Origin of the sequence: Streptomyces sp. NBC_00080, assembly GCF_045041255.1 — a bacterium.
GTDB classification, from domain to species: domain Bacteria; phylum Actinomycetota; class Actinomycetes; order Streptomycetales; family Streptomycetaceae; genus Streptomyces; species Streptomyces coriariae.
The window spans coordinates 4,804,229-4,826,410 of record NZ_CP108235.1 but is presented as its reverse complement, the minus strand read 5'-3'; the positions used below and the strand labels follow the sequence as shown (position 1 = coordinate 4,826,410).

At 67.9% G+C, this 22,182-nt stretch carries 21 protein-coding genes; 11 read left to right on the top strand and 10 right to left on the bottom strand.

The genetic code is table 11. The features are described 5' to 3' along the window. Nucleotides 1-11 precede the first annotated feature (11 nt). The gene (locus OHU34_RS21605) at nucleotides 12-431 is read right to left on the bottom strand and encodes a heme-binding protein (RefSeq protein WP_020130681.1); all 420 of its coding nucleotides are present in this window, start codon (nucleotides 429-431) and stop codon (nucleotides 12-14) included. A 170-nt stretch (nucleotides 432-601) separates the two neighbouring features. Continuing rightward, nucleotides 602-1,819, bottom strand: coding sequence for an MFS transporter (locus OHU34_RS21600; RefSeq protein ID WP_230195239.1), 1,218 nt, complete (start codon nucleotides 1,817-1,819; stop codon nucleotides 602-604). 143 nt (nucleotides 1,820-1,962) lie between these two features. Between OHU34_RS21600 and OHU34_RS21595 the strand changes: the two genes are divergently transcribed. Both OHU34_RS21595 and OHU34_RS21590 read left to right on the top strand, forming a co-directional pair. Next, on the top strand, nucleotides 1,963-2,436 hold the full coding sequence (locus OHU34_RS21595) for a MarR family winged helix-turn-helix transcriptional regulator (RefSeq protein ID WP_020130679.1): 474 nt from the start codon (nucleotides 1,963-1,965) through the stop codon (nucleotides 2,434-2,436). Nucleotides 2,437-2,445: 9 nt separating this feature from the next. Then, complete coding sequence (locus OHU34_RS21590; RefSeq protein WP_142265139.1) at nucleotides 2,446-2,898, top strand: GNAT family N-acetyltransferase; 453 nt, start codon at nucleotides 2,446-2,448, stop codon at nucleotides 2,896-2,898. A gap of 65 nt (nucleotides 2,899-2,963) precedes the next feature. Here OHU34_RS21590 and OHU34_RS21585 read toward each other — a convergent pair whose 3' ends face one another. After that, entirely contained in the window at nucleotides 2,964-4,349 is a 1,386-nt protein-coding gene (locus OHU34_RS21585) for a serine hydrolase domain-containing protein (protein WP_405767878.1), read from the bottom strand. Between the two features lie 320 nt (nucleotides 4,350-4,669). Here OHU34_RS21585 and OHU34_RS21580 point away from each other — a divergent pair, with 320 nt between their 5' ends. Further along, nucleotides 4,670-5,236 carry a dihydrofolate reductase family protein gene (locus OHU34_RS21580; RefSeq protein WP_405767876.1) on the top strand — a complete coding sequence of 189 codons (567 nt, stop codon included), beginning with the start codon at nucleotides 4,670-4,672 and terminating at the stop codon, nucleotides 5,234-5,236. 107 nt (nucleotides 5,237-5,343) lie between these two features. Here the strand turns inward: OHU34_RS21580 and dnaB are convergent, their stop codons facing one another. Further along, the gene (gene dnaB / locus OHU34_RS21575) at nucleotides 5,344-6,822 is read right to left on the bottom strand and encodes a replicative DNA helicase (RefSeq protein WP_028806982.1); all 1,479 of its coding nucleotides are present in this window, start codon (nucleotides 6,820-6,822) and stop codon (nucleotides 5,344-5,346) included. 458 nt (nucleotides 6,823-7,280) lie between these two features. Here dnaB and OHU34_RS21570 point away from each other — a divergent pair, with 458 nt between their 5' ends. Next, on the top strand, nucleotides 7,281-8,618 hold the full coding sequence (locus OHU34_RS21570) for an MATE family efflux transporter (RefSeq protein ID WP_230195237.1): 1,338 nt from the start codon (nucleotides 7,281-7,283) through the stop codon (nucleotides 8,616-8,618). Between the two features lie 138 nt (nucleotides 8,619-8,756). On the opposite strand, the gene rplI is transcribed toward OHU34_RS21570, so the two are convergent. The 4 genes from rplI to rpsF form a co-directional block, all read right to left on the bottom strand. Continuing rightward, complete coding sequence (rplI, locus tag OHU34_RS21565) at nucleotides 8,757-9,203, bottom strand: 50S ribosomal protein L9 (protein WP_020130673.1); 447 nt, start codon at nucleotides 9,201-9,203, stop codon at nucleotides 8,757-8,759. An 18-nt stretch (nucleotides 9,204-9,221) separates the two neighbouring features. Continuing rightward, nucleotides 9,222-9,458, bottom strand: a complete 237-nt coding sequence (gene rpsR / locus OHU34_RS21560; protein WP_020130672.1) for a 30S ribosomal protein S18 — start codon at nucleotides 9,456-9,458, stop codon at nucleotides 9,222-9,224. An 82-nt stretch (nucleotides 9,459-9,540) separates the two neighbouring features. Further along, nucleotides 9,541-10,152, bottom strand: coding sequence for a single-stranded DNA-binding protein (locus OHU34_RS21555; protein WP_142265143.1), 612 nt, complete (start codon nucleotides 10,150-10,152; stop codon nucleotides 9,541-9,543). A 78-nt stretch (nucleotides 10,153-10,230) separates the two neighbouring features. Continuing rightward, nucleotides 10,231-10,521 (bottom strand): 30S ribosomal protein S6, encoded by a 291-nt coding sequence (gene rpsF / locus OHU34_RS21550; protein WP_006604399.1) that lies wholly within the window; start codon nucleotides 10,519-10,521, stop codon nucleotides 10,231-10,233. Nucleotides 10,522-10,807: 286 nt separating this feature from the next. On the opposite strand from rpsF, the gene OHU34_RS21545 reads away from it, so the two are divergent. The 3 genes from OHU34_RS21545 to OHU34_RS21535 all read left to right on the top strand — a co-directional run bounded on the left by OHU34_RS21545 (nucleotide 10,808) and on the right by OHU34_RS21535 (nucleotide 13,579). Beyond that, complete coding sequence (locus OHU34_RS21545) at nucleotides 10,808-11,119, top strand: hypothetical protein (protein ID WP_054242131.1); 312 nt, start codon at nucleotides 10,808-10,810, stop codon at nucleotides 11,117-11,119. 213 nt (nucleotides 11,120-11,332) lie between these two features. Next, nucleotides 11,333-12,454: a peptidoglycan bridge formation glycyltransferase FemX gene (femX, locus tag OHU34_RS21540; protein ID WP_020130669.1), complete on the top strand. Its 1,122-nt coding sequence runs from the start codon at nucleotides 11,333-11,335 to the stop codon at nucleotides 12,452-12,454. A gap of 93 nt (nucleotides 12,455-12,547) precedes the next feature. Next, a complete protein-coding gene (locus OHU34_RS21535; protein ID WP_020130668.1) occupies nucleotides 12,548-13,579 on the top strand; it encodes an alanine racemase in 1,032 nt (343 codons plus the stop codon). Nucleotides 13,580-13,693: 114 nt separating this feature from the next. On the opposite strand, the gene OHU34_RS21530 is transcribed toward OHU34_RS21535, so the two are convergent. Continuing rightward, nucleotides 13,694-15,193: a glycosyltransferase family 87 protein gene (locus OHU34_RS21530; protein WP_054242130.1), complete on the bottom strand. Its 1,500-nt coding sequence runs from the start codon at nucleotides 15,191-15,193 to the stop codon at nucleotides 13,694-13,696. 131 nt (nucleotides 15,194-15,324) lie between these two features. Continuing rightward, nucleotides 15,325-18,003, bottom strand: coding sequence for a transglycosylase domain-containing protein (locus OHU34_RS21525; RefSeq protein ID WP_405767872.1), 2,679 nt, complete (start codon nucleotides 18,001-18,003; stop codon nucleotides 15,325-15,327). A 353-nt stretch (nucleotides 18,004-18,356) separates the two neighbouring features. Between OHU34_RS21525 and OHU34_RS21520 the strand changes: the two genes are divergently transcribed. The 4 genes from OHU34_RS21520 (at nucleotide 18,357) to OHU34_RS21505 (ending at nucleotide 22,155) form a co-directional block, all read left to right on the top strand. Then, nucleotides 18,357-19,043, top strand: coding sequence for a PadR family transcriptional regulator (locus OHU34_RS21520; RefSeq protein ID WP_142265145.1), 687 nt, complete (start codon nucleotides 18,357-18,359; stop codon nucleotides 19,041-19,043). 44 nt (nucleotides 19,044-19,087) lie between these two features. Then, nucleotides 19,088-20,170, top strand: a complete 1,083-nt coding sequence (locus OHU34_RS21515) for an inositol-3-phosphate synthase (protein WP_057606318.1) — start codon at nucleotides 19,088-19,090, stop codon at nucleotides 20,168-20,170. 95 nt (nucleotides 20,171-20,265) lie between these two features. Beyond that, nucleotides 20,266-21,543 carry an MFS transporter gene (locus OHU34_RS21510; protein WP_405767870.1) on the top strand — a complete coding sequence of 426 codons (1,278 nt, stop codon included), beginning with the start codon at nucleotides 20,266-20,268 and terminating at the stop codon, nucleotides 21,541-21,543. 114 nt (nucleotides 21,544-21,657) lie between these two features. After that, nucleotides 21,658-22,155, top strand: coding sequence for a hypothetical protein (locus OHU34_RS21505; protein ID WP_405767867.1), 498 nt, complete (start codon nucleotides 21,658-21,660; stop codon nucleotides 22,153-22,155). Nucleotides 22,156-22,182: the final 27 nt, after the last annotated feature.

The window sequence follows — 22,182 nt, the reverse complement described above, 5'->3', positions numbered from 1 at the left end:
GACGTGACAGGTCAGACGAGCGTCTCCACGGCGGCCGTGGCAAAGCCGTGGTCCTGCTCCGGGGCGCCACCCCCGACCCCGATCGCGCCGATCAGACGGCCGTCACGGTGCACCGGCACCCCACCCGCGATGAACAGCAGCGGCCGGTCGAGCGCGGTGGGCAGGGTGTGGAAGAGGCCGCCCGGCTGCACGGCATCGACGAGGTCGGCGGTGGGGGCGTCGAGCTGAAGCGCCGTGTACGCCTTGCGCGTGCTCGTCTCCCCGGAGATCAGCACGGCCCGGTCATCGCGGCGGAAGGCCAGCAGATGGCCGCCGGCGTCCAGGACGGTGACGCTGACCGTGACCCCGGCCGCCTCGGCCGCACGACGGGCGGCCGTGACGAGGGCTTCGGCGTCGTGAATGGTCAGGGGCGCGAAGGTGGTGGTGCTCATGAGGGGAACTTCTCCTTGCGATGTTGTCGGGGCGTGTCGAGGTCCTTCGAGGTTCGGCGTGACCGAGGTCCCGGTGCTGCCGAGGTCGAACGCGGTCGAGGTCCACGGTGATCAGGGAAGGGCGCCGGCTCGCCGGGACGGCCTTGGCCCAGCGAGGTGACCGGCGTGTCTCAGCGCTGTACGGCCGTCTGCCGCTCGACGGGCGTTCCACCGGCGACGACGGCGCCGGAACCGCCAGGGGCGTTGTCACGGCGCTCCAGTGCGGCCGAGACGACGGCGAGGAGCAGGGCGCCCGCGGCAAGCGCGGCGCCGACCCAGTTCGGGGCGGTGTAGCCCAGGCCCGCGGCGATGACGAGGCCGCCGAGCCAGGCGGACAGGGCGTTGCCGAGGTTGAAGGCACCGATGTTCACCGCAGACGCCAGCGTCGGCGCGCCGTGGGCCTGGTCCAGGACGCGCTTCTGGAGCGGCGGGACGGTGGCGAAGCCCAGGGCACCGATCAGGACGATCGTGACGGCCGCCAGGACCTTGTTGTGGGCGGTGAGCGTGAAGAGCGCCAGGACGACCGCCAGGGCGCCCAGAGAGACGTACAGCATCGGCATCAGCGCGCGGTCGGCGTACCTGCCGCCGACGAGGTTGCCGCCGACCATGCCGAGCCCGAAGAGCACCAGCAGCCAGGTCACGGATCCGTCGGCGAAGCCGGCCACGTGCGTCATCATCGGCGCGATGTAGGTGATGGCCGCGAAGACTCCACCGAAGCCGAGGACGGTCATCGCCATGGCGAGCAGCACCTGGGCGTTCTTGAAGGCGGCCAGTTCGTGCCGCAGGTGCACTCCCTCTGCTCGCGGCATCTCGGGCACGAGCTTGGCGATGCCGAGCAGGCCCACGACGCCGAGTACGGCGACGGCGGCGAAAGTGACGCGCCAGCCGACGCTCTGCCCGACGAGAGTGCCCAGCGGAACGCCCACGACGTTGGCGACGGTGAGGCCGGTGAACATCATCGCGATGGCTCCGGCCTTCTTGTCCGGGGCGACCAGGTCGGCGGCGACGACCGAGCCGATGCCGAAGAAGGCGCCGTGGGCGAGTGAGGCGACCACGCGACCGATCAGCATCACGGCGAACGAGGGGGCGACGGCGGACAGCAGGTTGCCGACGATGAACAGGCCCATCAGCAGCATCAGCATCCGCTTGCGGGAGATCTTGGTGCCGAGGACCGTCATGAGCGGGGCACCGAACATGACACCGAGCGCGTAGCCGGTCACGAGAAGGCCGGCCGTGGGGATGGAGACTCCGAAGTCGCCCGCGACCTCGGGCAGCAGACCCATGATCACGAACTCGGTCGTCCCGATTCCGAAGGCCCCGATCGCGAGGGCCAGAAGCGCGAGAGGCATAGGAGGTAACACCTTCCGAGATGATTGCAGATGCGCTTTACGTGCTCCCACAATAGTTGCATACGCGGGCTATATGCAACCGCCGTATATTGCGGGATTGCTCTATCCTGGTCTCAGCCGCTCCGGGACGGAGGAGAACCCCCATGACTGCGACGGACCCCGCGCTCACCGCTCTCGCCCAGGGCTGGTGCGCCCTCTCCCTGCTGCACGGGAGGATCGAGGCCCACATCGAGCGCGCGCTGCAGAGCCGGCACGACCTGAGCGTGCGCGAGTACTCCCTGCTCGACGTACTCAGCCGTCAGCACGACGGCGACGGAGGCCATCTCCAGATGAAGCAGGTGGCCGACGCGGTCGTCCTCAGCCAGAGCGCGACCACCCGGCTGGTGACCCGGCTCGAGGACCGCGGGCTGCTCGAGCGCTACCTGTGCCCCACCGACCGCCGCGGCATCTACACCAATGTCACGGAAGCCGGTCTGAACCTGCTGGCCGAAGCCCGTCCGACCAACGACGCCGCCCTGCGCGAGGCCCTCGACGAAGCCGCCAGGAACGCGGAACTGGCCCCGCTGGTACGGGTCGTGGAGTCACTGAACGCGCCCGTCGCCGCCTTGGGCACATAGGCTGCGGACATGGGAGATCTTGAAATACGGGCCGCCGTCGCCGAGGACATCCCCGCGATCGTCGGCATGCTCGCGGACGACCCCCTGGGCGCACAGCGTGAGTCGACGGACGATCTCAGCCCCTATCTGACCGCCCTGGAACGGCTCACTGCCGACCCGAACCAGCGTCTGGTCGTCGCCGTCCGCGAGGGTCAGGTCGTCGGGACGCTCCAGCTGACGATCGTTCCGGGCCTGTCCCGGCGCGGCTCGACCAGGTCGATCATCGAAGGCGTGCGGGTGCACGCCGACGAGCGCGGCAGTGGCCTGGGCACGCGGTTCATCGAGTGGGCCATCGAGGAGTCCCGGCGCGAGAACTGCCAGTTGGTGCAGCTCACTTCCGACAGCACGCGCACCGACGCCCACCGCTTCTATGAGCGCCTGGGCTTCGTCGCCTCGCACGTGGGCTTCAAGCTCCAGCTCTGAGCACTCCGGGCCCGAACGGAAGCGCCTTGTTTCACGTGAAACAGGGCGCTTCCTTCTCGTGGGGACTAGCCGATGCCGCGCCAGCCCTCCGGGTCGATGCCACCGGGCACAGCGGCCCGCTCGTCGTACGGCTGACGTGTGAACACGAACGACCCGAGGTCCAGGTGGTCCACGCTCCCGTCCGGCCGCCGTACGGCCCGCAGGAGCTCTCCGGCGTAGTAGCCCTCCAGGCCGGTCCAGGTACCGTCCCCGTTCGGCCTGAACCGGGAGCGCCGGCCGGCGCCGGAAGCCGGCCCCAGGGAGACCAGCCCGTCGGCCGTGACCCGCAGGGCGAAAGGACTGGTCCCCCAGTGCCACTGGCCCGCCAGGTCCAGAACGGCGGGGTCCACCACCCGCAGCGGACGCCACGGCTCGGGAATCCGCGGCTCGGCCTCGGCGACGATCCGCACGAGATCGGCGGCCACCTGGGACGTCAGGACACCGGCCGTGCAGTTGGCGAGCACCACCGCGGCCACGTCGTCCGCCACACCGATGGTGAGGGTGGCCAGGAAGCCCGGCACCGAGCCGGAGTGGCCCACGAGCAACCGGCCGTCCCGGTGCTGGATCTGCAGTCCCAGGCCATAGGTGGATCCGTCCGCCACGTCCGGCAGCCCGGCCGGTGCCGCGGGCGTCCACATCTCGCGCAGGGTCTCCGCGCTCAGGACGCGGTCGTCACCCCGGGCCAGGAAGGCAGCGAACCGCACGAGGTCGCCGGTCGTGGACCAGAGCTGGCCGGCCGCGGCCATCCGCCCGAAGTCCTCGGCGGGTTCGGGCAGCAAGACGTCGGCCCAGGGGTGGACCGCCCAGCCTCCCGCGGCCGGAGCCTGCGATCGGACAGTCGTACGGTCGAGCTCCAGAGGTTCGAGCACTTCCCGTCGCAGTACCTCTTCCCAGGGCGCTCCACGGAGCTCTTCCACGAGAGCACCGAGGACTGCGTAGCCGGGGTTCGAGTAGTGGTGACGTCGGCCGGCCGGAAACGGGGCGGCCCGGTCGCCGATGACGTCGGCGAGCTCGGGCCGCAGCGAACCCGGGGTCCGCTCCCACCAGGGGCCGGGCGACTCGGCCGCCAACCCACCGGTGTGGGCGAGCAGTTCGGCCACCGTGGCCTCCCCCGCGCCGGATCCGGGCAGGTGCTTCTCCAGCGGGTCCTCGAGGTCGAGCGCTCCCTCGTCACGCAGTCGCAGCACGAGCACGGCGGTGAAGGTCTTGGTGATCGAGCCGATCCGGTACTGCACGTTCTCGTCCGGCGCGTGCCCGTCGACCGAGGTCCGTGCCCCGTGCCACACGGCCCGCCCGTCCCGTACGACCGCGGCGACCAGCGACGGGGCCCGTCCCTCGGTCTGGGCCACGGCGATCCGGTGCAGCAGCGCCCGCCGGGTGCCGGGAAGCAGCTCTTCCTGAGGTGTTGTCATGGGCCCAGTCCACCCGTCCACGCGGCCGGCGTCGAATTCATTCCGCCCGGGGCTGCAGGGGCTCGCCGCTCGTGACCTGTCGACCTTGCGTGACCTGGGCGTTCTTGGCTGTCTCACGGCCTTGTCACCCATGATCAGTCTCAAATCCGTGGCATTTCCTCGCGAGGGCGAGGTCGAGATCAGGCGGCTTGCCCGAGTCGGCCGAGTACACCACGCTGAGACCCGCACGAGGACTACCGGCGAGCCCGGATCGCGCACCGATGAGTTTCCCGCGCCGCGCTGGTCCGTACACCGGACACCCACGGACGGAAGGCTGGGCCATGCGGAAACTGATCTACGGCATGAACCTGACCCTGGATGGCTACATCGCCGCGGCCGGTGACGACATCGGCTGGGGCGGACCGCCGAGCGACGAGCTGTTCCAGTGGTGGCTCGACCACGAGCAGGCGAGCGGCCTGTCGCTGTACGGGCGCAAGCTGTGGGAGACGATGAGCTCCTACTGGCCGACCGGCGACCAGCAGCCGGGCGCCACCCCGGCGCAGATCGAGTTCGCGCGGAACTGGCGGGAGACGCCGAAGGTGGTGTTCTCCTCGACGCTCGACAAGGTCGACTGGAACACCCGCCTGGTCACCGGCGACGCGATCGCCGAGATCACCCGGCTCAAGGCCGAGGACGGCGGCCCGATGAACATCGGCGGCGCAACGCTCGCCGGGGCGGCCATGCGCGCCGGGCTGATCGACGAGTACGCGATCGCCGCCCATCCGGTCCTGGTGGGCGGCGGCACGCCGTTCTTCACCGCGCTGGACAGCTGGGTGAACCTGAACCTGGTGGAGACGCGGACGTGTCCCGGCGGCGTGGTCCTGACCAGGTACGAGACGAGGCACTGAGCAGCAGCACCCGCGCGCCGGTCTCACGGTGATGTCGGATACGGCATCGGTACGACACGGTCCGTGAGATGACGAAATCAGCCGCGAGACCCCACAGGGGCACCGGATCAGGTCTGCGCCATGTCCACGAAGCGGGAGTAGTGGCCCTGGAAAGCGACGGTGATCGTGGCTGTCGGGCCGTTACGGTGCTTGCCCACGATGATGTCCGCCTCACCCGCGCGCGGGGACTCCTTCTCGTAGGCGTCCTCACGGTGCAGAAGGATCACCATGTCGGCGTCCTGCTCGATGGAGCCGGACTCACGCAGGTCGGACACCATCGGCTTCTTGTCCGTGCGCTGTTCGGGACCACGGTTGAGCTGCGAGAGCGCGATCACCGGGACCTCCAGCTCCTTGGCCAGCAGCTTGAGGTTACGGGACATGTCCGAGACCTCCTGCTGACGGCTTTCGGAGCGCTTGGAGCCACCGGCCTGCATCAGCTGGAGATAGTCGATGATCACGAGCTTGATGTCGTTGCGCTGCTTCAGTCGGCGGCACTTGGCCCGGATCTCCATCATCGACAGGTTCGGGGAGTCGTCGATGTACAGCGGTGCGGAGGAGACCTCGGGCATCCGGCGCGCCAGACGCGTCCAGTCCTCGTCCGTCATGGTGCCGGAACGCATGTGGTGCAGGGCCACACGGGCCTCGGCGGACAGCAGACGCATCGCGATCTCGTTGCGCCCCATTTCCAGGGAGAAGATGACGCTGGGCAGGTTGTGCTTGATGGACGCCGCGCGCGCGAAGTCCAGCGCGAGCGTCGACTTTCCCATGGCGGGACGCGCCGCGATGACGATCATCTGGCCCGGGTGCAGACCGTTGGTGAGCGAGTCGAGGTCCGTGAACCCGGTGGGCACACCCGTCATCTCGCCGCTGCGCGAGCCGATCGCCTCGATCTCGTCGAGGGCGCCCTCCATGATGTCGCCGAGCGGGAGGTAGTCCTCGCTCGTGCGCTGCTCGGTGACCGCGTAGATCTCGGCCTGCGCGCGGTTGACGATCTCGTCGACGTCGTCGTCGCCCGCGTATCCCATCTGCGTGATGCGGGTGCCGGCCTCGACCAGGCGGCGCAGCACGGCGCGTTCGTGGACGATCTCCGCGTAGTACTCGGCGTTGGCGGCGGTCGGCACCGTCTGGACGAGGGTGTGCAGATAGGACGCGCCGCCGACCTTGTTGATCTCGCCGCGCTTGGTGAGCTCGGCGGCGATCGTGATGGGGTCGGCCGGCTCTCCCTTGGCATAGATGTCCAGGATCGCCTGGTAGATCGTCTCGTGCGCGGGCTTGTAGAAGTCGTGGCCCTTGAGGACCTCGACCACGTCGGCGATGGCGTCCTTGGACAGCAGCATGCCGCCGAGTACGGACTGTTCGGCGTCGAGGTCCTGCGGCGGTACCCGCTCGAAGGTGGTGCCACCGCCTTCCCACTCGCCGCTCTCCCGGCCGCGATCGTGCTGTTCGTCACGACCGCGCCCCCCTTCGCCGCGCCGCCGGGCAGGAGGCAGACGATCACTGGGCCCGCTGTCGGCCCACGGGTCGTCCAAGGGCTCGGAAATGCTCACCGAGCAACCTCCTCCCGTCCGCCGAGCGGACCTCGCCATGCCTTCTTTCTACGGCACGGCACTGACAATCGAGAGCGCCAACTCCGGTTGTGGCGCGTCGGTTTTATGAGGGTTTCCTCGGCCGACGGACGGAGCGGGCGCCGGACCACGGTAGGCCCGTCGGCACCGTCAGCCAATCTGGTTATCCACAGGCCATGTGGACGACGGCCCCGATGCTGTGGAGAACTCCGCAAAACCTGTGCACGACCCGGTGGACAGCCTTGTGAACAAGCCCTCGTCTTTTCTTGCGAAGCGCCCCTGACCTGCACTTTCACCATCCACCGGCTGTGCAGAAGAAAAAGTTGCCCGGTCGGACCAAGATCTCTTCGAACGGCGCGCAAGACACTACACGGCGTGAGGACAGGTAAGGGTCACAAGGCGACTGGATCTCTTACCTGTGGACGATTAGATTGGTGCTCATGACACAGGCTCCCGCGTCCCCCGAGACCGTCCGACGGCAGCACGATCGAGAGATCGTCGCACTGGCCGTCCCGGCCTTCGGCGCGCTCGTCGCCGAGCCGCTCTTCGTCATGGCCGACAGCGCGATCGTCGGCCATCTGGGTACCGCCCAACTGGCCGGACTCGGCATCGCCTCCGCGCTTCTCATGACGGCCGTCAGTGTCTTCGTCTTCCTCGCCTACGCCACCACAGCAGCCGTGGCGCGCCGCGTGGGCGCCGGTGACCTGCCGGCAGCCATCCGCCAGGGCATGGACGGCATCTGGCTGGCGCTGCTGCTCGGCGCCGCCGTGATCGCGGCCACCCTGCCCACCGCCCCGGCACTCGTGGAACTCTTCGGCGCCTCGGACACCGCCGCTCCCTACGCGACCACCTATCTGCGCATCTCGGCGCTCGGCATCCCGGCCATGCTCGTCGTACTGGCCGCGACCGGTGTTCTGCGTGGACTCCAGGACACCAGGACACCGCTCTATGTCGCCGTCGCCGGCTTCGTCGCCAACGCCGCCCTGAACGTCGGGCTCGTCTACGGCGTGGGCCTCGGAATCGCGGGATCTGCCTGGGGCACCGTGATCGCCCAGTGGGGCATGGCCGTGGTCTACCTCGCCGTGGTGATCCGCGGAGCCCGGCGCCATGGCGCGTCTCTGCGCCCCGACGCCGTCGGCATCAGGGCCTCCGCCCAGGCCGGGGTTCCCCTGCTGGTCCGCACTCTCTCCCTGCGGGCCATTCTGATGATCGCCACAGCCGTGGCCGCCCGACTCGGAGACGACGACATCGCGGCACATCAGATCGCTCTGGGACTGTGGAGCCTGCTGGCCTTCGCCCTCGACGCCATCGCCATCGCCGGACAGGCCATCATCGGGCGGTATCTCGGTGCCGACGACGCCCAGGGCGCCCGTGACGTCTGCCGCCGCATGGTCCAGTGGGGCATCGCCGTGGGTGCTCTGCTCGGTCTGCTGGTCGTGATCGCCCGCCCCGTGTTCCTGCCGCTCTTCACCAGCGACCCTGCGGTGAGGGAGGCCGCGCTGCCGGCACTTCTCGTGGTGGCACTCTCCCAGCCCGTCTGCGGCATCGTCTTCGTACTGGACGGAGTACTGATGGGTGCAGGAGACGGCCCCTATCTCGCCTGGGCGATGGTGGTCACCCTGGCGGTCTTCACTCCGGTGGCCCTGCTGGTGCCGGTTCTCGGCGGCGGTCTCACCGCGGTGTGGGGAGCGATGACGCTGATGATGGTGGTCCGCATGCTGACCCTCTGGCTGCGTGCCCGCTCCGGCCGCTGGATCATCACCGGCGCTACCCGCTGACTGTTTCACGTGAAACCGGCGGTCGCGCGAAACGGCCGTAAGGCAGGGGACCGGCGTTTCACGTGAAACAAGCAAGCGGAAGGGGCCGCACCCCACAGGGCGCGGCCCCTTCTCAGCTCTTCGAGCCAAACGCAGCGATCAGGCCGCGACGACCTCGATGTTGACCTTGGCGGCAACCTCGGGGTGCAGACGCACGGACGTCTCGTGGGCGCCCAGCGTCTTGATCGCCGAGCCGAGCTCGATGCGACGCTTGTCGACCTCGGGGCCACCGGCAGCCTTGATCGCGGAAGCGATGTCGGCCGGGGTGACGGAACCGAAGAGACGACCGGCGTCGCCGGAGCGGACGGCCAGACGGACCTTGACGCCCTCGAGCTGGGCCTTCACAGAGTTGGCCTGCTCGATGGTCTGGATCTCGTGGATCTTGCGAGCACGACGGATCTGCTCGACGTCCTTCTCGCCACCCTTGGTCCAGCGGATAGCGAAATTCCGCGGGATCAGGTAGTTGCGAGCGTAACCGTCCTTGACGTCGACGACGTCGCCGGCGGCACCGAGGCCAGAGACCTCGTGGGTGAGGATGATCTTCATTTGTCGGTCACCCTTCCCTTATCGCGCCTGAGCGGTGTACGGCAGCAGTGCCATCTCACGGCTGTTCTTGACGGCCGTGGCGACGTCACGCTGGTGCTGCGTGCAGTTGCCGGTCACGCGGCGGGCACGGATCTTGCCGCGGTCGGAAATGAACTTCCGCAGCATGTTCGTGTCCTTGTAGTCCACGTACGTGACCTTGTCCTTGCAGAAAGCGCAGACCTTCTTCTTAGGCTTGCGCACAGGCGGCTTCGCCATGGTGTTTCTCCTGTGTGATCAAGAAGTTGGGATACGACCCACCCTCGACCCGGACGCGCCCGGAGACCCGGGCCCGAACGGCCTAGAAGGGGGGTTCGTCCGAGTAGCCGCCACCAGCACCACCGCTGCTGCCGCCGGAGTTTCCACCCCAGCCGCCGCCACCACCGGCACCCTGGTTGCCACCGGCGGGAGCGCCGGTTGCCCACGGGTCTTCGGCGGGAGCGGCGCCACCCTGCTGGCCGCCGCCGGAGTTTCCACCCCAGCCGCCGCCCTGCTGGCCGCCACCGCCACCGCCGCCGTAACCACCCTGGCCGCCCTGACCACTGCGGCCGGAAGCCTTGGTGACCTTGGCCGTGGCACTGCGCAGGCTGGCGCCGACTTCCTCGACGTCCAGCTCGTAGACCGTGCGCTTGACGCCCTCACGGTCCTCGTAGGACCGCTGCTTCAGCCGGCCCTGCACGATGACGCGCATGCCTCGCTGGAGCGACTCCGCGACGTTCTCCGCCGCCTGACGCCAGACCGAGCAGGTCAGGAACAGGCTCTCGCCGTCCTTCCACTCGTTCGTCTGACGGTCGAAGGTGCGGGGAGTGGACGCGACACGGAACTTCGCGACCGCCGCACCGGAGGGGGTGAAGCGCAGCTCGGGGTCGTCGACAAGATTGCCGACGACCGTGATGACGGTCTCGCCTGCCATGGGGGAACCTCTCGGCGGGTTTGCTGCTGGCTGCTAGTGCTGCTACTCAGAATCCCGAGATCAGCTGAGCTGGAGAGCTCAGTGGGTCTCGGGACGGAGGACCTTGGTCCGGAGGACCGACTCGTTCAGGTTCATCTGGCGGTCGAGCTCCTTGACGACCGCAGGCTCGGCCTGCAGGTCGATGACCGAGTAGATGCCCTCGGGCTTCTTCTTGATCTCGTACGAGAGACGACGACGGCCCCAGGTGTCGACCTTCTCCACCTTTCCGTTGCCCTCACGGACAACGGAGAGGAAGTTCTCGATCAGCGGGGAGACAGCGCGCTCCTCGAGATCGGGGTCGAGGATGACCATCACTTCGTAGTGACGCATGTGGAACCCACCTCCTTTGGACTCAGCGGCCACGGTCGATCCGTGGCAGGAGGGTTGTGATGCGTACGCAACGGTATCGGCCGCCACTGACAATCGGGGGTCGGCTTGCGACTTCCCCGCTCTCAGCTGGACGGACACCCTGGCAAGCCTGGGCAGACACCGGTGCAGAGGGTACAGACTACCTGCACACACGCTTCCGGTTGAAATCCGGCGTGGATGACCGTCAGTCTGTACACGTCGGGTGTGTATGGCGCTACGATGCGCCGCCTTTCGCAGGAGGTGCCCCATGGCACAGGCATTGCGACCCAATACCGCCGGTTCTCTCTTCGCCACCGACGGCAAAGCCCATCCAATCCAGGACACCCTGCTGGCAGTGACGCTGGTGCTCGGCGTGACGGCCTTCATCACGTCGTTCTTCCACAGCCTGCACCTGCTCAGCTCATGGGCCGGCCTGGTGGGAATCCTGACCGGCGCGTACGGACAGTGGATCTCCGAGACCACCCGTGAGCGCTTCGGTCTGATCCTGGGTCTCGGTGCCGCGGGCTTCGGCTTCTTCATCGGAATGGCTCACGGCGGCCTCTTCGGCGGAATCTGGTGACCCGACCGGCGCCGGTGCCCGCACCACGGACACCGTCCGCGCCGGAAGACGCGTAGGACACCTACGAATAGGGACGGAACGCCCCGGCCGCACGCGGGCCGGGGCGCAGGTGCCGTACGCCCAGTCAGGCAGCTCGCAAGGCGCAGTAGGCTTCGGCGCGAGAGCCGGAGCCCCTGTACCCATGGGGACACACCAGCCCGAGGAGCGCCCCGAATGAGCCTGACCCTGAGGACGATCAGCCGCGAGCAGCATCTGGCATACATCCAGAGCCTGCCGTCGGCTAGCCACATGCAGGTTCCGGCCTGGGCCGATGTCAAGGCCGAGTGGCGTTCGGAGAGCCTCGGCTGGTTCGACGAGCGCACCGGTGAACTGGTCGGCGTGGGCCTCGTCCTCTACCGCCAGCTGCCCAAGATCAAGCGCTACCTGGCCTACCTTCCCGAAGGCCCGGTCATCAACTGGTACGCGCCGAATCTGACCGACTGGCTGGAACCGATGCTGGCGCACCTCAAGCAACAGGGCGCGTTCTCGGTGAAGATGGGCCCGCCGGTGATCATCCGTCGCTGGGAGGCCACCTCCATCAAGGCCGGCATCCAGAGCCCGGACGTGAAGAGACTGCGCGACATCGAGGCCGACTTCATCGAGCCGCGCGCCTTCGAGGTGGCCGACAAGCTGCGCCGCATGGGCTGGCAGCAGGGCGAGGACGGCGGCGCCGGCTTCGGCGACGTCCAGCCGCGCTACGTCTACCAGGTGCCGCTGGCGAACCGTTCCCTTGAAGAGGTCCACAAGAACTTCAACCAGCTGTGGCGCCGCAACATCAAGAAGGCCGAGAAGGCCGGCGTCGAGGTCGTCCAGGGCGGCTACCACGACCTCGAGGAGTGGCAGCGGCTCTACGAGATCACGGCTGTCCGGGACCACTTCCGGCCGCGCCCGCTCTCCTACTTCCAGCGCATGTGGTCGGCCCTCAACACCGAGGACCCCAACCGCATGCGGCTGTACTTCGCCCGCCACAACGGCGTGAACCTGTCGGCGGCGACAATGCTGATCGTCGGCGGCCACGTCTGGTACTCCTACGGCGCGTCCGACAACATCGGTCGTGAGTTCCGGCCCTCGAACGCGATGCAGTGGCGGATGCTGCGCGACGCCTATGCGCTCGGCGCGACCGTCTACGACCTGCGGGGCATCTCCGACTCGCTGGACGAGACCGACCACCTCTTCGGCCTGATCCAGTTCAAGGTCGGCACGGGCGGACAGGCCGCGGAGTACCTCGGTGAATGGGACTTCCCGCTGAACAAGCTGCTCCACAAGGCCCTCGACATCTACATGTCGCGCCGCTGACGTCACGTTCAGTGATTCCATACCTCTGACACCTCCGACACCTCTGACGCGTTTCCCCACACCGCAGCCACGAGAAAGGTCCCAGGTCCGGCCATGGCGCTCACCCTCTACGTCGACACCGCGCGCTGGCGGGCGCATCACAAGCACGTGCAGGAGCAGTTCCCGGGACTCGTCCCCGTCTGCAAGGGCAACGGCTACGGGTTCGGGCACGACCGGCTGGCCGAGGAGGCCACTCGGCTGGGCTCGGACGTCCTCGCCGTCGGCACGACGTACGAGGCCGCGCGCATCAAGGACTTCTTCGGCGGAGACCTGCTGGTGCTGACGCCCTACCGGCGCGGTGAGGAGCCCGTCCCGCTGCCCGACCGGGTCGTGCGCTCGGTGTCGTCGATCGACGGCGTGTACGGCCTCGTGGGCGCTCGGGTGGTCATCGAAGTGATGTCGTCGATGAAGCGGCACGGCATCAGCGAGCAGGACCTGCCGCAGCTGCACGCCGCCATCGAGAACGTCAGGCTCGAGGGTTTCGCCATCCACCTCCCGTTGGACCGCACCGACGGCTCCGACGCCGTCGAGGAGGTCATCGGCTGGATGGACCGGCTGCGTGCGGCCCGGCTGCCGCTGCACACGATGTTCGTCAGCCACCTCAAGGCAGACGAACTCGCCCGGCTGCGGCAGCAGTTCCCGCAGACCCGCTTCCGCGCCCGTATCGGCACACGGCTGTGGCTGGGGGACCACGAGGCCACCGAGTACCGCGGTGCCGTCCTCGACGTCACGCGGGTCGCCAAGGGCGACCGCTTCGGCTACCGGCAGCAGAAGGCGGCCTCCGACGGCTTCCTGGTGGTCGTGGCGGGCGGAACGTCGCACGGGGTGGGCCTGGAGGCTCCCAAGGCCCTGCACGGCGTCATGCCGCGCGCCAAGGGCGTGGCCAGGGCCGGCCTCGCCACGGTGAACCGGAACCTCTCCCCGTTCGTCTGGGGCGGCAAGCAGCGCTGGTTCGCCGAGCCGCCGCACATGCAGGTCTCCATCCTGTTCGTGCCCTCGGACGCGCCGGAGCCGCACGTCGGCGACGAACTCGTGGCCCATCTGCGGCACACCACCACACAGTTCGACCGGATCGTGGACCGCTGAGGCGCGAGCACCGAAGAACGCAGCAACGAAGAAGGCCGTACACGAGACTCCGTGTACGGCCTTTCCCGTCGGCCCGCTGCCGGGCCCTGATGCCTCGGGCGACGCCCTGTTCGCTCAGAGCGAACTGTCGGTGGCGTCCTGCTTGCCCCAGTCCACCTGCGGCCCGTCGAAGTGGGAGGCGTGCCGGGGCGGATGGGCCGCGGCGCCGAGCACGAAGACGTCCTCCGCCCCGTCGAGCACTCCGCCCGAGGGGTCGTCGTCGCCCGCCTGCCGCACCACGTCCCGCTCCGGCATCAGGATGTCCCGCACGATCACGCCGCACAGGTAGAGCGTTCCCAGCAGGTGCACGCCGATGGCCCAGTGATAGCCGTCGGTCGGCAGACCCTTGTGGGCGTCTCCGCTCGTCGTGTACGCGAGGTACATCCAGATGCCCAGGAAGTAGGCGACCTCGCACGCCTGCCAGATCAGGAAGTCCCGCCACTTCGGCCGGGCCAGCACCGCCAGCGGCACCAGCCACAGGACGTACTGCGGCGAGTAGACCTTGTTGGTGAGGATGAAGGCGGCCACGATCAGGAAGGCCAGCTGGGCGAAGCGGGGCCGGCGGGGCGCGGTCAGCGCCAGCACGGCGATGCCTGCGGCGCACACCACGACGAGAAGCGTGGCGAGAGTGTTGACGCTGTCGGTGGTCAGGGGATCACTGGAGTTCTGCGCCATGATCAGCCAGAAGGAGCCGAAGTCGACGCCCCGCTCCTGGCTGAACCGGTAGAACTTCGACCATCCCTCGAAGGCGAAGAGCATGACCGGCAGGTTCACCACCAGCCAGGCGACGACCGCACCGCCCAGGGCCTTTCCGAAGTCCCGCCACTTCCCCGCCCGCCAGCACAGCACGAACAGGGGGCCGAGCAGGAAGACGGGATAGAGCTTGGCGGCCGTGGCGAGCCCCAGGAGGACACCGAAGGCGAGGGACCGGCCCCGCGACCACATGAGCATCGCCGCGGCCGTCAGAGCGACCGCCAGCAGGTCCCAGTTGATGGTGGCGGTCAACGCGAAGGCGGGCGCCAGGGCGACCAGCAGGCCGTCCCAGGGGCGCCGGGCGTGGGTCCGGGCCACACAGACGGCGATGACGGCCGCGCACGCCATCAGCATCCCGGCGTTGACCATCCAGTACCACTGTTCCTGGTCCTGGATGCTGCCGCTGCCCGGCGTCAGCCAGTTGGCCACCTCCATGAACACGCCGGTCAGCACCGGGTACTCGAGGTAGTCCATGTCGCCGGGGAGCTTGTCGAAGTACGGCACGAGTCCGTCGGCGAAACCGCGCCCCTGATAGAGGTGCGGGATGTCCGAGTAGCAGGCGTGCGTGTACTGGGTGGTGGCACCGAAGAACCAGCCGCCGTTGTAACAAGGCGCCTTCTGGATCAGTCCTAGGGCGAACATCCCGATCGCCACGAGCGCGATGATCCGCACGGGAGTCCACCAGGACGTCCCGAGCAGGGCCCGGCGGCCCAGGGGGCCGCCGATCAGCTCACTGCCGGCCTTGGCCACCGGGTCGTCGCTGGTCGGCTTCACCGGATCCGGCTCGTGCGCGCGCGTCGGCGTCGATTCTGCACTGGGCATGAGCGACATCCTGCCGTACGGACCTAGGAAAACGCCGAGGGCCGCCCCACCTCGTTCGGTGGAGCGGCCCTCGTTTCACGTGAAACATGCGCATGTTTCACGTGAAACGCCCAAGCTGGACGACAGTGCGGCTAGCCGCCCGGACCTCCGAAGAAGCCACCGTTCCCGTTGCCTCGGCTGTTGCCGTCCGATTCCGTGGCTGTCGGTGTCGGAGTGGTCTCCCCAGTTCCGCCGTTCTCGTTTCCGCCGGTCGTTCCTGCGCTGCCGTCCTGGCAGTCGAAGAAGTTCGAGCAGGTCTCGGACGGCGAAGGCGAGGGCTCGGCCTCCGTCTCGCTGGGAGACGCGGACGGCGACGGCGACTCCTCTTCGGTCTCGGTGGCCGAAGGCGTCGGAGTCGGGGACGGTTCCGCGTTCACGACCTCGCCGATCGGCTGGGGCTCGGGGAAGTCCTCCGCCTTCGTGCCCTTCAGCGCCTCGGCCATGTAGTCGTGCCAGATCTGCGCCGGGAACGAGGCACCGTGGATCTTCTCCTGGCCGCCCGTTCCGAACATCTCCAGGAACGTGCGGTTCTTGTTCGACTCGTCGTCGTCGTAGCGGAACATGGTGACCGCGGTCGACAGCTGCGGGGTGTAGCCCACGAACCAGGCCGACTTGTTGCCGTCGGTGGTACCGGTCTTGCCGGCCACCTCGCGGCCGGGCAGCTGGGCGTTGGTACCGGTGCCCTTCTCGACGACGGTCTTCAGAACGTCCGTGACGTTGTCGGCGACCTTCGCGGTGAACGCCTGCTTCGTCTTGGTCTCGTGCGTGAAGATCTGACCCTTCTCGCTCGTGACCTTCTCCACGGAGTAGGGATCACTCTGCTTGCCACTGGCGGCGAAGGTGCCGTAGGCGCCCGCCATCCGGATCGCGCTCGGGTCGGAGATGCCGATCGAGAACGACGGGAAGCCGCTGTTGGTCAGGCTGGACTCCTTCAGACCCGCGCTGACGGCGGATTCCTTCACCTTGTCCAGACCGACGTCCATGCCGAGCTGCACGAAGGCGGAGTTCACCGACTCGCGCATCGCCTCCCGGAGGTCGATCTTGTACTTGGGCGGAGTCCCCAGAGAGACGTTGCCGTCATTGGTCTGAAGCCACTCCTCGCCCTTTTCGTTCTTCCAGACCGAACCGTCGTAGTTCTCGATCTTGAGCTTGTTCTTGCCGCTGAACAGGCTCTTGGGCGACACGATGGTGCGTTCGTCCTGCGCCTGCGACGACCCCAGATCCGGATCCCGCACGCCCCACGTCATCGCGGCGGCCAGCACGAACGGCTTGAACGTCGAACCGACCTGCGCACCGGTCTGGTCGGCGTTGTCGGTGAAGTGCTTGGTGGCGTCCTCACCGCCGTAGATGGCCCGGATGGCACCGGTGTCCGGTTCCACGGACGCCCCGCCGAACTGGACGTGCGTGTCCGTGTCCGGCCGTTGCTTCGGCTTGATGTTGGCCTTCTGGACCTTCGCGACCGACGCCGCGAGCTCGTTGACCTTCTTCTTGTCGAAGGTCGTGTAGATCGAGTAGCCGCCCTGCTGGAGCAGGTCCTGGGTGATCCCGGTCGTCTTGCTGTTGGTGACCAGGTAACCGTTGGCGAGGTCGACGAGGTAGCCGATCTGGCCCTTCAGGTCGGTGTTGGAGCGGGGGTTCTGCCACTTGGGAAGGGCGGTGTACTCGGCCCGCACCGAGGATTTCAGATGTCCGTACTCGACCATCTTGTCGAGGGTGTCCTGCATCTGGAGCCGCGCCCGCTTGCTGTTGGCGGCGGGCGTGGCGCCGACCGGGTCGACGGAGGTCGCGCCGGCGGGGTCGTAGTACGTGGCGCCCTTCAGCATGGCGGCCAGGAACGCGCACTCGCCGGGGTTGAGCTTGATCGCGTCCTTGTTGAAGTAAGCGCGGGAGGCGGCCTGGATTCCGTAGGCGTTGCGCCCGTAGTACGCGGAGTTCAGGTAGCCGGCCATGATCTGGTCCTTGTCGACCTCGGCGCCCACCTTGATGGACACGAAGATCTCCTTGAACTTCCGGGAGATCGTCTGCGACTGGTCGTTCAGCATGGCGTTCTTGACGTACTGCTGGGTGATCGTCGATCCACCCTGCGTCTGACCGCCCCTCGCCATGTTGAACACGGCACGGGCGATGCCCTTGGGGTCGATGCCGCTGTCGTCGTAGAAGGTCTTGTTCTCCTGCGAGATCACCGCCCAGCGCATCTCCTCCGGGATCTGCGAGAGGTCGATGTTCTGCCGGTTCGTCTCACCACCGGTGGCAACCATCTGGCTGCCGTCTTTCCAGTAGTAGACGTTGTTCTGCGCCGTCGCCGTCTTGGCGACGTCGGGAATGCCCACCATGGCGTACCCGATGCCCGCAACGGCCACCAGGCTGCCCACGAAGCCGACGAACAGGCCCGCGACGAGCTTCCAGGACGGCATCCAGCGCTGCCAGCCGTACTTGCCGGCGCGCGGGTAGTCGATCAGACGCTTGCTGTCGGGCGCGGGGCGCCCTCTGCCGCGTCCGGGGCCGGTCGGGGCTCCGCGGCGGCCCCCTGTGGGCTCGGCCGTTCTGCGCCGCCCGCCCGAGTCTCTCTGGGACGCGCGCCGGGCGTCGGCACGACTGCCGTGCGACTGCTCCTCGCCTCCGGCCCCGTGACCCAGTCCGTAGTCGGCAGGAGATCCGGTGGCGCCTCGCGGTGCCGCGCGGCGGCCGGAGGACGGACCGGACTGGCCGCGTCGGGCCGCGGCACGTCCGCCTCCCTGCGGCTGCGGCGGTTTGCGACGGTGCTCGCTCATCGAACGATTACTCCTCGGGCAGGCGCATCCGTGCGCGCCTGGAAAGGGCGGCTGGTTTCCTGTCCCCCCGAAGTACGGATGCGGTCGGTCGCGCATTCACCCGTACTGCACCGAGGACCTCGACGCCCCCCGGCGTCTCATGGGTCCCGGTGGTGTGCATGGCGCACAGACTACGCACCGTCAAAACCTGCCTAGACCCGAAGTTCATACCAAACCAGGCAACTTGCCCTCAATGAATCGGTGATGTGATCCCGTTCACCTTCTCCCCTCTTGTCGCATCCGGAACGCCGTTCTATCGTCGTGATGTATCGAGTCGATACATCAGCGCGACATAAGGCCGAGAGGAGGCGACGATGAGCCGGCGTGCCGGGATCCTCGAGTTCGCCGTCCTGGGCCTTCTCCGCGAGTCTCCGATGCACGGCTACGAGCTGCGCAAACGGCTCAATACGTCACTGGGTGTGTTCCGTGCGTTCAGCTACGGCACGCTCTACCCCTGCCTCAAGACGCTGGTCACCAACGGCTGGTTGATCGAGGAACCGGGAAACACCCACGAAGACGCCCTCGCCGCTCCACTCGCAGGGCGTCGCGCCAAGATCGTCTACCGGTTGACGGCGGAGGGTAAGGAGCACTTCGAGGATCTGCTCTCGCAGACGGGTCCCGACGCGTACGAGGACGAACACTTCGCCGCTCGTTTCGCCTTCTTCGGACAGACGTCGCGCGATGTTCGCATGCGCGTACTCGAGGGCCGTCGCAGCCGGCTGGAGGAGCGCCTCGAGAAGATGCGCGCCTCCCTGGCGCGCACCCGGGAGCGCCTCGACGACTACACGCTTGAGCTGCAGCGCCACGGTATGGAGTCCGTGGAGCGCGAAGTGCGCTGGCTGAACGAGCTCATCGAGAGCGAGCGGGCCGGACGGGACCTGACAGGTCCCGCTTCCGGGGGGTCCGCTCAGCAGAACACCACCACATCTGGATCGACGGGCGGCCTGCCCCGCCCCGGGGACACCCCTGGGGCGGATCTGCCCGACGAAACCGCCACGTGAGCGCCCATTCAGGGCCTCACTCGTACACACAGGGAGCAACCGGAATGGGTTCGGTTCGCGTAGCCATCGTCGGCGTAGGCAACTGCGCCGCCTCGCTGGTGCAGGGCGTCGAGTACTACAAGGACGCCGACCCGGCGTCCAAGGTCCCGGGTCTGATGCACGTGCAGTTCGGCGACTACCACGTCGGTGACGTCGAGTTCGTCGCCGCCTTCGACGTCGACGCGAAGAAGGTCGGCCTCGACCTCTCGGACGCCATCGGTGCCAGCGAGAACAACACCATCAAGATCTGCGACGTCCCGAACAAGGGCGTCACGGTCCAGCGCGGCCACACCCTGGACGGTCTCGGTAAGTACTACCGCGAGACCATCGAGGAGTCCGCCGAGGCCCCGGTCGACATCGTCCAGATCCTCAAGGACCGCCAGGTCGACGTTCTCGTCTGCTACCTGCCCGTCGGTTCCGAGAACGCGGCGAAGTTCTACGCCCAGGCCGCCATCGACGCCAAGGTCGCGTTCGTCAACGCTCTTCCGGTCTTCATCGCCGGCACCAAGGAGTGGGCGGACAAGTTCACCGAGGCGGGCGTCCCGATCGTCGGTGACGACATCAAGTCCCAGGTCGGCGCCACCATCACGCACCGTGTGATGGCGAAGCTGTTCGAGGACCGCGGTGTCCGGCTCGAGCGCACCATGCAGCTCAACGTCGGCGGCAACATGGACTTCAAGAACATGCTGGAGCGCGACCGCCTCGAGTCCAAGAAGATCTCGAAGACGCAGGCCGTCACCTCGCAGATCCCCGACCGCGACCTGGGCGAGAAGAACGTCCACATCGGTCCCTCGGACTACGTGGCCTGGCTGGACGACCGCAAGTGGGCGTACGTCCGCCTCGAGGGCCGTGCGTTCGGTGACGTCCCGCTGAACCTGGAGTACAAGCTCGAGGTCTGGGACTCCCCGAACTCCGCGGGTGTCATCATCGACGCCCTGCGCGCCGCGAAGATCGCCAAGGACCGCGGCATCGGCGGCCCGATCCTCTCGGCGTCCTCGTACTTCATGAAGTCCCCGCCGGTCCAGTACTTCGACGACGAGGCCTACGCGAACGTCGAGAAGTTCATCCGCGGCGAGGTCGAGCGCTAACTCGACACGCACGGAAAATTCGCTCCTGCCAGGGCTGAGAAGGGTCCCCGGGTCATGCGACCCGGGGACCCTCCCCGTATGTGAGGCTGGGCCCCATGGCCGTCGTCCGTGATCTGCGCGTCCTCCTGCGCTTCGGGAACTTCCGGCGACTGCTCGCGGTGCGGCTGCTCTCCCAGTGCGCGGACGGCGTCTACCAGGTCGCGCTGGCCACCTATGTCGTCTTCTCCCCGGAGAAACAGACCTCCGCCGGCGCGATCGCCTCCGCCATGGCGGTCCTGCTGCTGCCGTACTCCCTCGTCGGCCCCTTCGCCGGTGTCCTGCTGGACCGCTGGCGCCGCCGACAGGTCTTCCTCTACGGCAACCTGCTGCGCGCCCTGCTGGCCTCCGTGACGGCCGTCCTGATGATCGGCCATGTCCCCGACTGGCTCTTCTACGCCTCCGCGCTGTGCGTCACCGCGGTCAACCGCTTCGTCCTCGCCGGCCTTTCGGCGGCCCTGCCACGCGTCGTCGACGGCGAACGCCTGGTGATGGCCAACTCCCTCTCCCCGACCGCCGGCACGCTGGCCGCGGTCGCCGGCGGCGGTCTCGCCTTCGTCGTCCGGCTGGTGGTGGCGGACTCCGACGCCGCGGTGGTGCTGCTGGGCTGCGCGCTGTACCTGGCCGCCGCGCTCGCCTCCCTGGCCATGGCCGCGGATCTGCTCGGCCCCGACCGTGATCTGGTCCGACCCAGGCTGGCAAGCGCGCTCAGCGGCACCGCCCGCGGCCTTTCGGCGGGCCTGCGTCACCTGGCCGAGCCGAAGCGCAGGGAGGCCGCCTGGGCGCTCGGCTCGATCTCCCTGATGCGGTTCTCCTACGGCGCCCTGACCGTCATGGTGCTGATGCTGTGCCGGTACGCCTGGTCGTCCGACCCGAACGACGGGCTGGCCCTGCTGGGGCTGGCGGTAGGAGTCTCCGGCCTGGGCTTCTTCGTCGCCGCGGTGGTCACCCCGTCGGCTGCGGGACGACTGGGCCCGGCCCGCTGGATCGTCGTGTGCTCCGCGGCCGCCGCGGTCCTGGTGCTCGCCCTCATGCCGCCGTTCACCCAGGTCACCACGTTCGCCGCGGCCTTCGTGCTGGGGCTGGTCACCCAGGGCGTGAAGATCGCCACCGACACCATCGTCCAGTCGTCCGTGCAGGACGGCTTCCGCGGCCGGATCTTCTCTCTCTACGACGTTCTGTTCAACGTCGCTTTCGTCGGCGCCGCGGCCGTCGCCGCCCTGATGCTGCCGCCTGACGGACGTTCCACCGCATTGGTGGTCACGGTCGCCGTTATCTACGGAACAGTTGCTGCCGCTATGGCCCGCTTTGAGCGCTGGAAAGTGTCACATCAATGACACAGACTCCGGCTCCGGCTACAGGGTTGTCAGTGGGGGCCGGTAACTTACGTGAGTCTTACTTCGCGAGTGATTTCGCGCCACACGTCTAAAGTTTTCTAGGGGGACCTCCAAGTGTCGACTCCGCCGCCCCACGGCCAGAACCCGTTCGCGCAGCAGGGCCAGCAGCCCTACGGCCAGCCGCAGGGCCAGGCGCCGTACCCGCCGCAGCCCGGCTACCCGCAGCCGGGTGCCGCTCCCTACGGCGCGGTCCCGCCGGAGCAGCCCCGCCGAAAGGTCAGCTTCAAGCTGATCAAGAACGTCGTCATCGTTCTCGCTGTCATCGGTGTGGGTATCGGCGCCTACATATCCAGCCAGGACGACGCCAACACGGCGGCGGTCGGCGACTGCATGCACCGAGGCAGCAGCAGCGACGACAACCCCGACCTCGAGGTCGTCAAGTGCGACTCCTCGCAGGCGCAGTACATCGTGCTGGCGAAGGTCGAGGGCACGTACACCGCGCTCACGGCCGACAGCAAGTGCGAGGAGAAGGCCAAGGACTTCCAGTACTCGTACACCGAGACCGGTGACGGCAGTAACTTCCTGCTCTGCCTGAAGGACTACTCGAAGTAAGGCAGTTGCTGAGAGGGGCGGTGTTTC

Coding starts and splice junctions, on each gene's coding strand:
- OHU34_RS21605 (WP_020130681.1), bottom strand. CDS start 431: ATGAGCACCACCACCTTCGCGCCCCTGACCATTCACGACGCCGAAGCC.
- OHU34_RS21600 (WP_230195239.1), bottom strand. CDS start 1,819: ATGCCTCTCGCGCTTCTGGCCCTCGCGATCGGGGCCTTCGGAATCGGG.
- OHU34_RS21595 (WP_020130679.1), top strand. CDS start 1,963: ATGACTGCGACGGACCCCGCGCTCACCGCTCTCGCCCAGGGCTGGTGC.
- OHU34_RS21590 (WP_142265139.1), top strand. CDS start 2,446: ATGGGAGATCTTGAAATACGGGCCGCCGTCGCCGAGGACATCCCCGCG.
- OHU34_RS21585 (WP_405767878.1), bottom strand. CDS start 4,349: ATGACAACACCTCAGGAAGAGCTGCTTCCCGGCACCCGGCGGGCGCTG.
- OHU34_RS21580 (WP_405767876.1), top strand. CDS start 4,670: ATGCGGAAACTGATCTACGGCATGAACCTGACCCTGGATGGCTACATC.
- OHU34_RS21570 (WP_230195237.1), top strand. CDS start 7,281: ATGACACAGGCTCCCGCGTCCCCCGAGACCGTCCGACGGCAGCACGAT.
- rplI (WP_020130673.1), bottom strand. CDS start 9,203: ATGAAGATCATCCTCACCCACGAGGTCTCTGGCCTCGGTGCCGCCGGC.
- rpsR (WP_020130672.1), bottom strand. CDS start 9,458: ATGGCGAAGCCGCCTGTGCGCAAGCCTAAGAAGAAGGTCTGCGCTTTC.
- OHU34_RS21555 (WP_142265143.1), bottom strand. CDS start 10,152: ATGGCAGGCGAGACCGTCATCACGGTCGTCGGCAATCTTGTCGACGAC.
- rpsF (WP_006604399.1), bottom strand. CDS start 10,521: ATGCGTCACTACGAAGTGATGGTCATCCTCGACCCCGATCTCGAGGAG.
- OHU34_RS21545 (WP_054242131.1), top strand. CDS start 10,808: ATGGCACAGGCATTGCGACCCAATACCGCCGGTTCTCTCTTCGCCACC.
- femX (WP_020130669.1), top strand. CDS start 11,333: ATGAGCCTGACCCTGAGGACGATCAGCCGCGAGCAGCATCTGGCATAC.
- OHU34_RS21535 (WP_020130668.1), top strand. CDS start 12,548: ATGGCGCTCACCCTCTACGTCGACACCGCGCGCTGGCGGGCGCATCAC.
- OHU34_RS21530 (WP_054242130.1), bottom strand. CDS start 15,193: ATGCCCAGTGCAGAATCGACGCCGACGCGCGCGCACGAGCCGGATCCG.
- OHU34_RS21525 (WP_405767872.1), bottom strand. CDS start 18,003: ATGAGCGAGCACCGTCGCAAACCGCCGCAGCCGCAGGGAGGCGGACGT.
- OHU34_RS21520 (WP_142265145.1), top strand. CDS start 18,357: ATGAGCCGGCGTGCCGGGATCCTCGAGTTCGCCGTCCTGGGCCTTCTC.
- OHU34_RS21515 (WP_057606318.1), top strand. CDS start 19,088: ATGGGTTCGGTTCGCGTAGCCATCGTCGGCGTAGGCAACTGCGCCGCC.
- OHU34_RS21510 (WP_405767870.1), top strand. CDS start 20,266: ATGGCCGTCGTCCGTGATCTGCGCGTCCTCCTGCGCTTCGGGAACTTC.